Origin of the sequence: Pantoea cypripedii, assembly GCF_002095535.1 — a bacterium.
Taxonomy (GTDB): domain Bacteria; phylum Pseudomonadota; class Gammaproteobacteria; order Enterobacterales; family Enterobacteriaceae; genus Pantoea; species Pantoea cypripedii.
Genome location: NZ_MLJI01000001.1, coordinates 1,443,498 through 1,458,199, shown reverse-complemented (window position 1 = coordinate 1,458,199; position 14,702 = coordinate 1,443,498). Strand labels below are relative to the sequence as shown.

The window sequence follows — 14,702 nt, the reverse complement described above, 5'->3', positions numbered from 1 at the left end:
CGCAAAACCCGTACTATTGCGCGCTTTACGCCCACCTCATTGACTTAGAGAGCGCCATCATGACGCAAACTTTTATTCCAGGTAAAGACGCCGCACTGGAAGACTCCATTTCACGCTTCCAGCACAAATTGCAGGATTTAGGATTCAACATCGAAGAAGCTTCGTGGCTGAACCCGGTTCCGCATGTATGGTCAGTACATATTCGCGATCGTGACTGCCCGCTGTGCTTTACCAACGGTAAAGGTGCCAGTAAAAAGGCAGCGCTGGCTTCCGCGCTGGGCGAATACTTCGAGCGCCTCTCAACCAACTACTTTTTTGCTGACTTCTGGCTGGGTGAATCCATCGCCAACGGCGAATTTGTTCACTACCCCAACGAGAAGTGGTTCGCGCTGCCAGATGACGATAGCCTGCCAGAAGGTATTCTCGACGCCCGTCTGCGCAAATTCTATGATCCTGACGATAGCCTGAGCGCCAGCGAACTGATCGATCTGCAATCCGGTAATGTGGAACGGGGTATTTGTGGCCTGCCCTTTACCCGTCAGTCGGATCAGCAAACGGTCTATATTCCGATGAATATTATCGGCAACCTGTATGTTTCGAACGGCATGTCAGCGGGTAATACCGCAAACGAAGCCCGCGTGCAGGGTTTGTCAGAGGTTTTTGAACGCCATATCAAAAACCGCATCATTGCTGAGTCCATCAGCCTGCCGGAAATTCCTGACGCCGTGATGCAGCGTTATCCTGGTGTGATCGAGGCCATCGCGCGCCTGGAAGCAGAAGGCTTCCCGATCTTCGCCTATGATGCGTCACTCGGCGGTAACTATCCGGTGATTTGTGTCGTGCTGTTCAACCCGGAGAATGGCACCTGTTTCGCTTCTTTTGGTGCACATCCTGATTTTGGTGTCGCGCTGGAGCGTACCGTTACCGAACTGTTGCAGGGCCGCAGCCTGAAGGATCTTGACGTCTTCACGCCGCCGACCTTTGATGACGAAGAAGTGGCAGAACATGCCAACCTGGAAACCCACTTTATCGATTCAAGTGGCCTGATCTCCTGGGATATGTTCAAAGACGATGCGGATTATCCGTTTGTTGACTGGAGCTTCGCCGGTACCACGCAGGAAGAATTTGACACCCTGATGGCAATTTTCCGCGCTGAAGATAAAGAAGTGTACATCGCGGACTACGAACATCTGAGCGTCTACGCCTGCCGCATCATCGTACCAGGCATGTCGGATATCTATCCGGCTGAAGACCTGCTGCTGGCCAACAACAGCATGGGCGCTCCGCTGCGTGAAACGCTGCTGGCACTGCCGGAAAGCCAGTGGGAACCTGAAGCCTATCTGGAGCTGATCACCCAGTTGGATGATGAAGGCCATGATGACTTCACCCGTGTGCGCGAACTGCTGGGTCTGGCGACCGGCAAAGATAACGGCTGGTATACGCTGCGTATTGGCGAACTGAAAGCCATGCTGGCACTGGCCGGTGGTGACCTGGATCAGGCGCTGATCTGGACGGAATGGACGATGGAATTCAACCAGTCCATCTTCAGCGCAGAGCGTGCTAACTACTACCGCTGCCTGCAAACCCTGCTGCTGCTGGCGATGGAAGATGAACGCGATCCTGTGCAGTACCACCGTGCATTCATTCGTATGTATGGCGAAGCTGCCGTCGATGCTGCTTCTGCTGCCATCAGCGGTGAGGCACCTTTCTATGGTCTGCAGGCAGTCGACCTGGATTTGAAAGCCTTCCCGGCGCATCAATCGCTGCTTGCTGCTTATGAAAAATTGCAGGCCGCCAAGCGTCGTTACTGGTCGGCAAAATAAATATCATTATTTTGCAATAAACATCGGCTAGTGGATAAAAAGGCACTGAATGAAATCAGTGCCTTTTTTATAATCATCGACAACGGTTAATTTCTCGCCATCACTGAGTCACATCTTTGTAGCCCTGCGAAGGCTCAGCGATAACAATTTCGTATCATTCCAGATGTCACCTTCAACAATAGTTGTATATTTTAAAAAATATTTAAATAAACAAATTCAATAAGTTACCTTAATTTTCTTCGTTAAAAATCACTTAAGGCTGCCTGGTCTCCAGGCAAATATGATCCACATCAATTCCTGACCTATACTCCTTTGGTAGTATTAATCCCAGATAATTCCTGGAGAGCGTTAGTGTGAAAACTGACAACCCGTTTAATTCATTATTACCGGCTGCGATGGCAAAGGTTGCTGAAGATGCCGGGGTCTACAAAGCAACAAAACACCCCCTAACCACCTTCTTTCTTGCCATTACCGCTGGCGTATTCATTTCTATCGCTTTTGTGTTCTATATCACCGCCACCACCGGCAGTAGTGCTATGCCTTATGGCATGGCAAAACTGATTGGCGGTATCTGCTTCTCTCTGGGATTGATGCTGGTGGTGGTTTGTGGTGCGGACCTCTTCACCTCAACCGTGCTGATTGTGGTAGCAAAAGCCAGTGGTCGTATCACCTGGGGCCAGCTGGCCCGCAACTGGCTGAATGTGTATGTCGGTAACCTGCTTGGCGCGATATTTTTTGTGATTCTTATCTGGCTCTCTGGCGAGCACATGGTCGCTAACGGTGCCTGGGGTCTGAATGTGCTGCAAACCGCTGACCATAAAATGCACCATACCTTTATTGAAGCAGTCAGCCTTGGCACCCTCGCCAACCTGATGGTCTGCCTGGCCGTGTGGATGAGCTATTCCGGCCGCAGCCTGCTGGACAAAATGGTGGCGATGATTTTGCCGGTAGCCATGTTCGTTGCCAGCGGCTTTGAGCACAGTATCGCTAACATGTTTTTAATTCCGATGGCTATCGTCATCCGTGATTTCGCCAGCCCTGAGTTCTGGCAGATGACGGGCGCCAGTGCATCACAATTTCCGGCGCTCAGTGTCGGTAACTTTATTGTCGACAACCTTATTCCTGTAACCATAGGCAACATCATTGGTGGTGGGTTGTTAGTCGGTTTGACCTACTGGGTTATCTATCTGCGTGGTGATGACCCGGTGCATTAAGCAAGAAATTAGTACGGGCGCGCATTGCGCGCTGAACGTCAAAGTCTCCCTAAATAAGGCAGGTATATCATGACCGAACTGAATGAAAAAATGGCGTCAGCCTGGGAAGGATTTAGCGCGGGTGAATGGCAGAACAATGTCAACGTACGCGACTTCATCCAGAAAAACTACACCCCCTATGAAGGCGACGAGTCATTCCTCGCAGGTGCAACTCCGGCAACCACTAAACTGTGGGATAACGTGCTGGAAGGCATCAAAATCGAAAACCGCACTCACGCTCCTGTCGACTTTGATACCGACCTCGCTTCAACCATCACTGCGCACGATGCCGGTTACATCAACAAGTCACTGGAAAAAATCGTTGGTCTGCAAACTGAAGCACCGCTGAAACGTGCCATCATCCCGTTTGGCGGCATCAAAATGGTGGAAGGTTCCTGTAAGGTTTACGGCCGCGAACTGGATCCATCACTGAAAAAAATCTTCACTGATTACCGCAAAACTCATAACCAGGGCGTGTTTGATGTCTATACCCCGGACATTCTGCGCTGCCGTAAATCTGGTGTTCTGACCGGTCTGCCTGATGCCTATGGCCGTGGTCGTATCATTGGTGACTATCGTCGTGTCGCACTTTACGGCATCGACTATCTGATGAAAGACAAAGTTGCACAGTTCAACTCTCTGCAAAGCGATATGGAAAATGGCGTCAATCTGGAAGCCACTATCCGTCTGCGTGAGGAGATTTCTGAACAGCATCGTGCGCTGGGCCAGATTAAAGAGATGGCAGCGAAATACGGTTGCGACATCTCTGTGCCTGCCACTAATGCGCAGGAAGCCGTACAGTGGACCTACTTTGGCTACCTGGCAGCGGTGAAATCACAGAACGGTGCCGCCATGTCGTTTGGCCGTGTGTCTACCTTCCTTGATGTGTACATTGAACGTGACATCAAAGCTGGCAAACTGACCGAAGACGAAGCTCAGGAACTGATTGACCATCTGGTCATGAAACTGCGTATGGTGCGTTTCCTGCGTACTCCGGAATACGATGAACTGTTCTCTGGTGACCCGATCTGGGCAACCGAGTCTCTGGCCGGTATGGGCGTTGATGGTCGTACCCTGGTGACCAAAAGCACCTTCCGTTTCCTGAATACCCTTTACACCATGGGCCCGTCACCGGAACCCAACATGACCATTCTGTGGTCAGAAAAACTGCCGATTAACTTTAAAAAATACGCGGCCAAAGTTTCCATCGATACCTCATCACTGCAGTATGAAAACGATGACCTGATGCGTCCTGACTTCAACAACGATGACTACGCCATCGCCTGTTGTGTTAGTCCGATGGTTATCGGTAAACAAATGCAGTTCTTCGGTGCCCGTGCTAACCTGGCAAAAACCCTGCTGTACGCAATCAACGGCGGCGTTGATGAAAAACTGAAAATGCAGGTTGGTCCGAAAGAAGCGCCAATCACTGATGACGTGCTGGAATTCGATACCGTCATGGCGCGCATGGATCACTTCATGGACTGGCTGGCAAAACAGTATGTCACCGCCCTGAACATCATCCATTTCATGCACGACAAATACAGCTACGAAGCTTCACTGATGGCACTGCATGACCGCGATGTTTACCGTACTATGGCATGTGGTATCGCTGGCCTGTCTGTGGCAGCTGACTCCCTGTCTGCCATCAAATACGCCAAAGTGAAACCGGTGCGTGATGCTGACGGCCTGGCGGTTGATTTCGAAATCGAAGGTGAGTATCCGCAGTTCGGTAACAACGATGCCCGCGTCGATGACATGGCCTGTGACCTGGTTGAACGTTTCATGAAAAAAATTCAGAAACTGGCAACCTATCGCAACGCCGTACCGACTCAGTCTGTGCTGACCATTACCTCTAACGTGGTTTATGGTAAGAAAACCGGTAATACCCCGGATGGTCGTCGTGCCGGTGCACCGTTCGGACCGGGTGCTAACCCGATGCACGGACGTGACCAGAAAGGTGCTGTGGCTTCACTGACTTCCGTCGCGAAACTGCCGTTCGCCTACGCCAAAGATGGTATCTCTTATACCTTCTCCATCGTGCCGAATGCGCTGGGCAAAGACGACAACGTACGTAAAGCTAACCTTGCTGGCCTGATGGATGGTTACTTCCACCATGAAGCCAACACCATTGAGGGCGGCCAGCACCTGAACGTTAACGTGATGAACCGCGAAATGTTGCTGGATGCGATGGATCATCCGGAGAAATATCCGCAGCTGACCATCCGTGTTTCAGGTTACGCAGTACGTTTTAACTCGCTGACTAAAGAGCAGCAACAGGATGTGATTACCCGTACTTTCACCAAGTCCCTGTAATTCATCCCGGTAATAAAAGGCTCCTGCGGGAGCCTTTTCTCCAGGTCGTTTTGCCAGCAGGCTTATCCAGGCTCGCTGGCAAAACCGACTTAAACCTCAGAGCACAACAAAGATTGTGCCGCCTGATTTCAGGCTAACCGGAGAACTCATCGCAATGTCAGCCATCGGTCGTATCCACTCCTTCGAATCCTGCGGCACTGTTGACGGCCCAGGCATCCGCTTTATTACCTTCTTCCAGGGCTGCCTGATGCGCTGCCTCTACTGCCACAATCGTGATACCTGGGATACCCACGGCGGTAAAGAGGTCACGGTTGAGGAGTTGATGAAAGATGTGCTGGCGTACCGGCACTTTATGAACGCCTCTGGCGGCGGTGTCACGGCATCCGGTGGTGAGGCTATCCTGCAGGCAGAGTTCGTGCGTGACTGGTTCCGCGCCTGTCGGGCCGAGGGAATAAATACCTGTCTGGATACCAATGGTTTTGTGCGTCGCTACGATCCGGTCATCGACGAGTTACTCGAAGTGACCGATCTGGTGATGCTCGACCTGAAACAAATCAATGACGATATTCATCAGATTCTGGTCGGCGTTTCCAACCACCGTACGCTGGATTTTGCCCACTATTTGCAGAAGAAAGGTATCCGCACCTGGATTCGTTTTGTGGTGGTTCCCGGCTATTCGGATGATGACGATTCAGTCCATCGGCTGGGGGAATTTACCAAAGACATGGATAACATTGAAAAGATCGAACTGTTGCCTTACCACGAATTAGGTAAGCATAAATGGATCGCCATGGGTGAAGAGTACAAACTGGAAGGGGTAAAACCGCCCACCAAAGAGACCATGGAACGGGTGAAGAATATTCTCACCGGTTATGGGCACCAGGTGATGTATTAAGTCATAGCGGCGCGGTAAATATCGCGCCGCCACAACGTATGCTTTAGGCGTGGGCCACCGGCGTGGCATGATGATCCGCCTTACGCAGCAGCATCACCAGATAAACCAGCGCGACCACCGCAATCATCACAAACAGCAGACGGTCAGAGTAACTTTGCATCAGCATCGCCGTCATGCCCGGCCCCACCAGGCTGCCAATGGTGTAGCTGAATAGCAGCGCCTGGTTCATTGCCACCAGTTCATGATGCGGGACAGATTCACACGCCCAGGACATCGCCACCGGATACAGCGTAAATCCAGCCAGACCCAACACGAACAACGCCGGAGCCATGGCGGCATCGCTCAGCATGGCAATCGCGCCCAGAACCACCACAAACACCTGAACACGCAGCACCAGCAGACGACCAAAACGATCGGCCAGACGGCCAACCGGCCACTGCCCCACAATGCCAGAACTCACCAGCAGCGCCATCCAGTAACCGACGGTCGCATCGCTCATGCCCTGATGGGCAAGATACAGCGGCATCAGGCCATAAAGTGAACCCAATACAATACCGGAAATAATGCAGCCGTTAATGCCAAGGCGGGAGCTGCGGCGACGCAACATTGGCCAGATGCGACCCGGTGAAGCGTCTTCGCTGGCAGCACCGGCATTGACGCGGACAAATACCACTGGCAGCACCGCACACAACACCAGCGCCGTGACCCACGGAATGACATGCAGCAGTTCGGTCGATACCCGGCTGACCAGCAGCTGTCCAGCCACGGTGCCAAGATAATAAATGATCATATACGCAGCCAGCAGCTGGCCGCGATTGCGCACCGTGCCGCTGCACAGCAAGGCGCTTTCAACCACCACCCACATCAGCGCACAGCCAACACCGGCGACAAAACGCAGCAAAGTCCAGCTGTAGAAACCATCCAGCATTACCATCCCTACCGTCGCAACGGCAAACAGCACCGTCGCCAGGTAGTAACAACGGTTAAAACCGTAATGCGTGATCAACCAGCCGGCGAGCAGAGTGCCCGCCAGGTTACCGGTATAATACGATGAACTGACCATCCCCACCTGCCAGGTCGGCAGTTGATCATGCGTCAGCCATAACGGCACCAGCGTATTAAGCACAGCAATAGACACCGTCAGAAGCAGCAAACCGCAAAGCAGCAGCAGGACGGGGCGCGACCAGGTTGACATAGGGATAAAAACCAAAGAATTGGAGAGAATTGCGCGCAGTTTGCCATTCGCTATTTTAAAGTCAATGTGCAAAAAAAAGCCGCCGCACATTTTGCTGCTGAACAATTTAATTTTTTTATCTTCAGTTAGTTAGAGTACGAAAGAACATTCTCAGCCGTTTGGCTATCTCTATGAATTTGCATATTTTTAGGCAACAGAGGCGGGATAGTATCGATAACGTTTATTTCTGATTAATCCGTGGCAAAGATTAAATCGCTTTGTACTTCAGAAATAAAAAAACCCGGCATAGCCGGGTTTTTAAAAGCAGCGGAAGATTAACCAATAAATTCAACGCCGCCCATATAAGGACGCAGAACTTCAGGCACTTCAATACGACCATCCGCCTGCTGGTAGTTTTCCAGCACCGCGACCAGCGTACGACCCACCGCCAGGCCAGAACCGTTCAGGGTATGGACCAGGCGCGGTTTCTTCTCTGTCTTACTGCGGCAACGTGCCTGCATACGACGCGCCTGGAAATCCCACATATTGGAGCAGGAGGAGATCTCACGGTAGGTATTCTGCGCCGGTAACCACACTTCGAGGTCATAGGTTTTGGTGGAACCAAAGCCCATATCACCGGTGCACAGCAGCACTTTACGGTATGGCAGATTCAGCAGTTGCAGCACTTTCTCGGCATGGCCGACCAGTTCTTCCAGCGCCTGCATGGAGGTCTCCGGTGCCACAATCTGCACCATCTCCACTTTGTCGAACTGGTGCATACGGATCAAACCACGCGTATCGCGACCATAAGAACCCGCTTCGGAGCGGAAACACGGCGTATGCGCAGTCAGTTTCAGCGGCAGGCTTTCTTCTTCGACGATTTCGTCGCGGACCAGGTTGGTCAGCGGCACTTCCGCCGTTGGGATCAGCGCGTAGTTGCTGCTGCCCGCTTCTTCATCCAGCGGTTTGGTATGGAACAGGTCTTCACCAAACTTCGGCAGCTGGCCGGTACCATACAGCGTGTCATGGTTCACCAGATAAGGGACATAAGTCTCAAGGTAACCGTGCTGCTGGGTATGCAAATCAAGCATAAACTGGCTCAGGGCGCGATGCAGACGGGCAATCTGACCCTGCATGACCACAAAACGTGAACCGGTCAGTTTCACCGCCGACGCGAAATCTAATCCTTTCGCCTGCTCACCCAGCTCCACGTGATCTTTGACCTGGAAATCAAACTGGCGTGGTTCACCCCAGCGCGCAACTTCGAGGTTTTCGGTGTCATCTTTACCCAGCGGGACTTCGTCTGCCGGCAGGTTTGGCAGTGCCAGCGCAAAATCACGGATTTCGTTCTGCAGGGCATCCAGTTCTGCTTTAGCGGCATCCAGGCGTTCGCCCAGCGCGTTCACTTCCAGACGCAGCGGCTCGATGTCTTCCCCACGGGCTTTGGCCTGACCGATGGATTTGGATCGGGAGTTACGCTCAGCCTGCAGATTTTCAGTTTCGACCTGCAATACTTTACGACGCTCTTCATGGGAGCGCAGCGTTTCCAAATCCAGTTTAAATCCCCGGCGTGCCAGTTTTTCTGCGACTGCGTCTGGCTCGTTACGCAGCAGATTGGGATCGAGCATGCTTATCCTGTGTAATTAAGGTTGATTGAACGAATGAAGGGATGCATCCCTCTGGAATGCATTGAATTCCTTGCTCACCTTACCGTAACGTCTTTAGGAGCGGTAGCGTTTTATCGGGCTATTTTGATCCTGTTCAGCCAGCCAGGCGAGTTTTTCGCCAATTTTCCCTTCAAGCCCGCGGTTGGTGGGATGATAGTAGCGTGTTTGTGCCATTTCCGGTGGGAAGTAAACTTCACCGGCGGCGAACGCATTCGGTTCGTCATGGGCGTAACGATACTCTTTACCCAGCCCCATCTCTTTCATCAGCTTGGTGGGTGCGTTGCGCAGATGCTCAGGAACATCATAATCAGGGAACTCACGCGCATCATGCATTGCCGCTTTGAAGGCGGTATAGACAGCATTACTTTTGGGCGCACTCGCCAGATACACAATAGCCTGAGCGATGGCCCGCTCACCTTCGGCTGGCCCTACGCGGGTAAAACAATCCCAGGCAGCAATCGCCACCTGCATCCCACGTGGATCGGCATTGCCGACATCCTCTGAGGCAATCGCCAGCAGACGACGCGCCACATACAGCGGATCGCCACCGGCGGTGATTATCCGTGCATACCAATACAATGCCGCATCCGGCGCGGAACCCCGTACCGACTTATGCAAGGCGGAAATCAGATCATAAAAGCGGTCACCTTTATTATCAAAGCGCGCCGCCCGCTCACCCGAGACCTCATTAAGTAGCTGTGGCGTCAGCTCGCGCTGGCCCTGAGCATTGATCTCCGCCATATCAGACATCATTTCCAGCGTGTTCAGCGCCCGACGCGCATCACCATTCACCAGCTCGGCAATCATGCGCCGGGTATTATCCGGCAACAAAATGTCGCTGTTGCCATAGCCACGTTCCTTGTCCTGCATTGCCTGCTGCAAAACCTGCTCAATATCCGCCGTGGTTAACGATTTCAGCAGATAGACACGCGCACGCGACAGCAGCGCCGAGTTCAGTTCAAACGAGGGGTTTTCCGTGGTGGCACCAATAAAGGTGATGGTGCCATCTTCGATATGCGGTAAAAACGCATCCTGCTGGCTTTTATTAAAGCGATGCACCTCATCCACAAACAGGATGGTACGACGACCGACCTGACGATTTTGTCGGGCACGTTCAATCGCTTCGCGAATCTCTTTCACCCCGGAGGTCACCGCGGAGATACGCTCGACATCGGCTTTGCCGTAATGACCGATAATCTCTGCCAGTGTCGTTTTCCCCGTCCCTGGTGGCCCCCACAGAATCATCGAATGCAGATGGCCCGCTTCAATCGCGCGCGGCAGCGGTTTACCGGGTGCCAGCAAATGTTGCTGACCGATGTATTGCTGCAACGTCACCGGCCGCATACGCGCGGCCAGTGGCTGAAATTCATTACTGGAGGAGAAATCCAGGGAAAGGTTACTCACCGTGACCTCACTGACGTTGATCGTCTACCGTTACCCCTTTAGGCGGCGTAAAGGTGAATTTGTCCGGGCTGATGGCACCATTGGTCTGGCTTTTCAGCTGATAGCTGCTGCGCTGGCCATCCTGCTCAATCGCGCTGAACTGATTGATGGTGCCTGACGGCGTGACCGTAATGGTGAATTGCTTGAGATTACCGTCGCTGCTTTTTGGCGTCAGCTCAAAATTATCGCCCTGCTGCTTAATGTTGTACTGCTTCCAGTCACTCGGCTGGTTGCGGGCAATCAGCATAAACGGTGTGTTGCTGGTGGCATTCTTCAGCCAGCTGGCGCTGACCTGCTCCACAAACGGATTGTAGAACCACAGCGTTTTACCATCGGAAATGATCACGCTCTCATCCGGGGCCGTCATATGCCAGTTAAACAGGCTGGGCCGCTTAACCCACAGCTCACCTTCGCCATCCTGCACATTCGCACCGCTACCATCGGTGACTTTCTGGCTAAAACTGGCATGGAAGCTGCTCACTTTATTCAGACGCTGCTGTAAATCACTGGACGCATCCGCCAGCACGGAAGCAGAAAGAAAAGAGGCCAGCAGACCACAGGCAATAACGTGTAATTTCATCTGATTCGATTCCTTATTCATTGTTTCCCGACACTTACTGCATAAAACGTAGTTGCCGCACTGTCTGTTCGACAGGAGAAAAAGCCGAAAACTCCCGTTGATATGGGGATCGACTGCCAGATAAACAATGGGCCAGTAAATACTGGCCCGGGATTAACGGTGGTACTGCACCAGGTTACATCTCATGCGGTGGTGGCGACAGCACCTCACGGTTACCGTTATGTCCAGGTTCGGACACAATGCCCTGCGCTTCCATCTGTTCGATAATACGCGCAGCACGGTTATAACCGATACGGAACTGACGCTGCACACCCGAGATCGAGGCACGGCGTTTCTCCACCACAAAAGCCACCGCCTGATCGAACAGCGGATCCAGCTCTTCGTCGCCTTCCAGACCAGCTCCACCACCTTCACTCTCTTCGCCCGCGGTAATGCTATCGATATACTGCGGTCGTCCACGCGCTTTCCAGTCCTGCACCACGGCATGCACTTCCTGGTCGCGCACAAACGCGCCATGGACACGCATCGGCAGTGATGAGTTAGGTGGCATATACAGCATGTCACCCATCCCCAGCAGCGATTCCGCTCCACCCTGGTCGAGGATGGTACGCGAGTCGATTTTACTCGATACGGTAAAGGCGATACGTGTCGGGATGTTAGCTTTGATTAACCCGGTAATCACATCCACCGACGGACGCTGGGTTGCCAGCACTAAGTGGATGCCTGCCGCACGCGCTTTCTGCGCCAGACGGGCAATCAGTTCTTCCACTTTCTTGCCCACCGCCATCATCAGGTCAGCAAATTCATCGACCATCACCACGATGTAAGGCAGTTTTTCCAGAACCGGAGGCGTGATATCCATGCTGTCGCCCGGTTTCCAGAACGGATCGGGAATCGGACGCCCCATCGCTTCCGCCTGCTCGACTTTTTCGTTGTAACCGGCCAGGTTACGCACGCCAAGCGCCGACATCAGCTTATAACGCCGTTCCATCTCACCCACACTCCAGCGCAGCGCATTGGCGGCGTCTTTCATGTCGGTGACTACTTCCGTCAGCAGATGCGGAATGCCTTCGTATACGGAAAGCTCCAGCATTTTCGGGTCGATCATGATAAAGCGCACTTCTTCCGGCGTGGCTTTATACAGCATGCTGATGATCATGGCGTTAACGCCGACGGATTTACCCGAACCGGTGGTACCGGCTACCAGTAAATGCGGCATTTTAGCCAGGTCGGCCACCACCGGCTGACCGGCAATGTCTTTCCCCAGCACCACGGCCAGCGGCGAAGGATTGTCGCGGAATTTGGCACAATCCAGCACTTCGCGCAGATAAACCGTCTGACGATGTTTGTTCGGCAGTTCCAGACCGACATAAGGCTTACCTGGAATCACTTCCACCACACGCACTGCCACAGCGGAAAGCGAACGGGCCAGATCGCGCGACAGGTTGGAGATACGCGCGGCTTTAACGCCCGGTGCCAGATCCAGTTCAAAACGGGTGATGACCGGACCCGGAGAGATCCCCACAACTTCCGCTTTGACGCGATAATCCGCCAGACGGGCTTCCACCAGACGCGCCGTCTGCTCCAGCGCAAACATATCTACCGGCTCCTCTTCCGCTGGCGGCTGCGTCAGCAGATCGAGGGTCGGCAGCGGCGTGGAAGGACGCTCCAGCGGCTGTTCATGACGAACCAGGAACGGATGGAACAGGCTATCCTGCACCGGTTTCGCGCGAGGTTCTTCCACAGTGGGTTCAGGTTCAGCAGCGGACCACGGGCTGCTTTCCTCATCAAAGGAAGTCTCCACCTGCGGCTGCGGCGCAACCGGTTGTTGCCACTGTGCGGGAGCAGGAACTTCAGGTTCCGGCGTCGCCGCGATGGTGAACAACGGCTCAGTTGGGCTGTCATCCACCAGATCTTTCATCGGTGAGAAATCAAACGCTGACGAGGTATCGAGGTTAAATACCGGTCCGTCATCAGGCTCAGCGGCTTTTTCTTCCCCGTAACGCTGTTGCTGCTGCTCAGCAAACTGACGCGCCAGCTGTGCCTGTTGCAACGCTTCTTCGTCTTCCGCTGCGGCTTCCGTGTGCCAGCTTTCGCCATAACGTTGCTGTTGCTGTGACTGGAAAGCATCACGCAACTGCGCCTGCTGCAAAGCTTCGGCATCATCAGCCGCAAGCTGATCCAGCGCAGGTGACGACACCGGCTGCTCTGTCTCTCTGGCTTTCTCTTCCGCCATCCGTTGCGACGGCAGTTTGATACCATAGGATGCCAGTTCACGTCGTGTCGGCAGTTTCACCGGATTCGGACGTGGCAGTTCCGGGCCAATACCCTGTTTAACCTGCGGATTGTAATCACGTTCCGGTACCACATCGAACGCTGGCATGTAAGGCGCACTGGATGATGCGGCTTTTACCGTGCCGGCGGCCAGGGCGACGCTGGCGGTGGTGTTCAGCGCTGACGGGGCCTGCGCAGCATCCTGCCAGTTACCCATCTGCGGACCATCGTCGTCATCCACCGGGGAGAATGCGGGTGCCTCAGCGGGAACCTCAAACCGATACAACGGCGGCTGAGGTGCTGCGACGGGCACTGTCGGAGCAGGCTGCGTCGGCTGCGCGGGTTGAGTCACAGGCTGCGGCGCAGCTGTTTCTGCTGGCTGGAGCGGAGCCGCTGGCGCGACCTGCGGTTCCTGCAAAGCGGCTTCACTGCTCACGGCAATGGCGGCAGCCGTCGCGGCACTGGCTTTCACCAGCAACGGATCATCCTGCACATCGGCCAGTGGCGCTTCATTCACCTTACGGGGTTTAGCCAGCAGCACATCATCATCGTCGGACGCAGCGGCACGCAGCGGCGGAACAGCGTCATCCGCCTGCTGATGCTCATCTTCGTCCTCATACTCATCTTCTTCCTGCCAGGGTTCATCGTGACGGGAGCGGTTGCTGGCAAATGTCAGCACCCCCATCACCACGCCACCAATTCTTTCGGCAATCGTCAGCCATGACCATCCGGTATAGAGCGTGATACCCGCAGCCCACACGCACAGCAGCGTTAAGGTGCCGCCTGCCGAGCTGAACCAGGGGGCCATGGCGTTACTGATCAGACTGCCGATCACGCCACCGGAGGCGAAATACCAGATATCGTCAGCATTCAGCGCCGCCAGACCACAGGTGGTGACCACCAGCGCCAGCACGCCAATCAGACGTAGCCCAACGGCAAAGTAGTCGATGTAGTCGTGGCGATCGCGCTGGCGGAAGGTTATCCAGCATAAGCCGATGATCACCGGAGGAATGGCATAGGCCATCACGCCGAAGATAAACAGCAAGGTATCAGCCAGCCATGCCCCCACGCTGCCACCCAAATTATGGATAGGCTCGTGCCAGGCCGTCTGCGACCAACTGGGATCGGAAGGGTTAAAACTGACCAAAGAAACCATCAGATAGATGGCGAACAAGGCCACAAGGATGAGCAACGCTTCAAGCAGCCGACGTCCGCTGCTCAGCGGTTGTAATGAAACGTCTTTGTCTTCTGTATATTCCTGGCTCAAGAGAACTCTC

9 protein-coding genes are annotated in these 14,702 nt (G+C 53.8%); 4 read left to right on the top strand and 5 right to left on the bottom strand.

Annotation, left to right across the window (positions count from 1 at the left end):
- The first annotated feature begins 59 nt into the window (after positions 1 to 59).
- The 4 genes from ycaO (at position 60) to pflA (ending at position 6,287) form a co-directional block, all read left to right on the top strand.
- Entirely contained in the window at positions 60 to 1,823 is a 1,764-nt protein-coding gene (gene ycaO / locus HA50_RS06705) for a 30S ribosomal protein S12 methylthiotransferase accessory factor YcaO (RefSeq protein ID WP_084873700.1), read from the top strand.
- Positions 1,824 to 2,176: 353 nt separating this feature from the next.
- Positions 2,177 to 3,037, top strand: coding sequence for a formate transporter FocA (gene focA / locus HA50_RS06700; RefSeq protein WP_084873699.1), 861 nt, complete (start codon positions 2,177 to 2,179; stop codon positions 3,035 to 3,037).
- Between the two features lie 69 nt (positions 3,038 to 3,106).
- On the top strand, positions 3,107 to 5,392 hold the full coding sequence (pflB, locus tag HA50_RS06695; protein WP_084873698.1) for a formate C-acetyltransferase: 2,286 nt from the start codon (positions 3,107 to 3,109) through the stop codon (positions 5,390 to 5,392).
- 154 nt (positions 5,393 to 5,546) lie between these two features.
- Positions 5,547 to 6,287: a pyruvate formate lyase 1-activating protein gene (pflA, locus tag HA50_RS06690; protein ID WP_084873697.1), complete on the top strand. Its 741-nt coding sequence runs from the start codon at positions 5,547 to 5,549 to the stop codon at positions 6,285 to 6,287.
- Positions 6,288 to 6,330: 43 nt separating this feature from the next.
- Here the strand turns inward: pflA and HA50_RS06685 are convergent, their stop codons facing one another.
- From HA50_RS06685 to HA50_RS06665, 5 genes are all read right to left on the bottom strand, one after another.
- Complete coding sequence (locus HA50_RS06685) at positions 6,331 to 7,482, bottom strand: MFS transporter (protein WP_084878383.1); 1,152 nt, start codon at positions 7,480 to 7,482, stop codon at positions 6,331 to 6,333.
- Positions 7,483 to 7,796: 314 nt separating this feature from the next.
- Positions 7,797 to 9,089: a serine--tRNA ligase gene (gene serS, locus HA50_RS06680; RefSeq protein WP_084873696.1), complete on the bottom strand. Its 1,293-nt coding sequence runs from the start codon at positions 9,087 to 9,089 to the stop codon at positions 7,797 to 7,799.
- Positions 9,090 to 9,182: 93 nt separating this feature from the next.
- A complete protein-coding gene (locus tag HA50_RS06675) occupies positions 9,183 to 10,532 on the bottom strand; it encodes a replication-associated recombination protein A (RefSeq protein ID WP_084873695.1) in 1,350 nt (449 codons plus the stop codon).
- 7 nt (positions 10,533 to 10,539) lie between these two features.
- Entirely contained in the window at positions 10,540 to 11,151 is a 612-nt protein-coding gene (gene lolA / locus HA50_RS06670; RefSeq protein ID WP_084873694.1) for an outer membrane lipoprotein periplasmic chaperone LolA, read from the bottom strand.
- Between the two features lie 175 nt (positions 11,152 to 11,326).
- Positions 11,327 to 14,692, bottom strand: a complete 3,366-nt coding sequence (locus HA50_RS06665) for a DNA translocase FtsK 4TM domain-containing protein (protein ID WP_084873693.1) — start codon at positions 14,690 to 14,692, stop codon at positions 11,327 to 11,329.
- Positions 14,693 to 14,702: the final 10 nt, after the last annotated feature.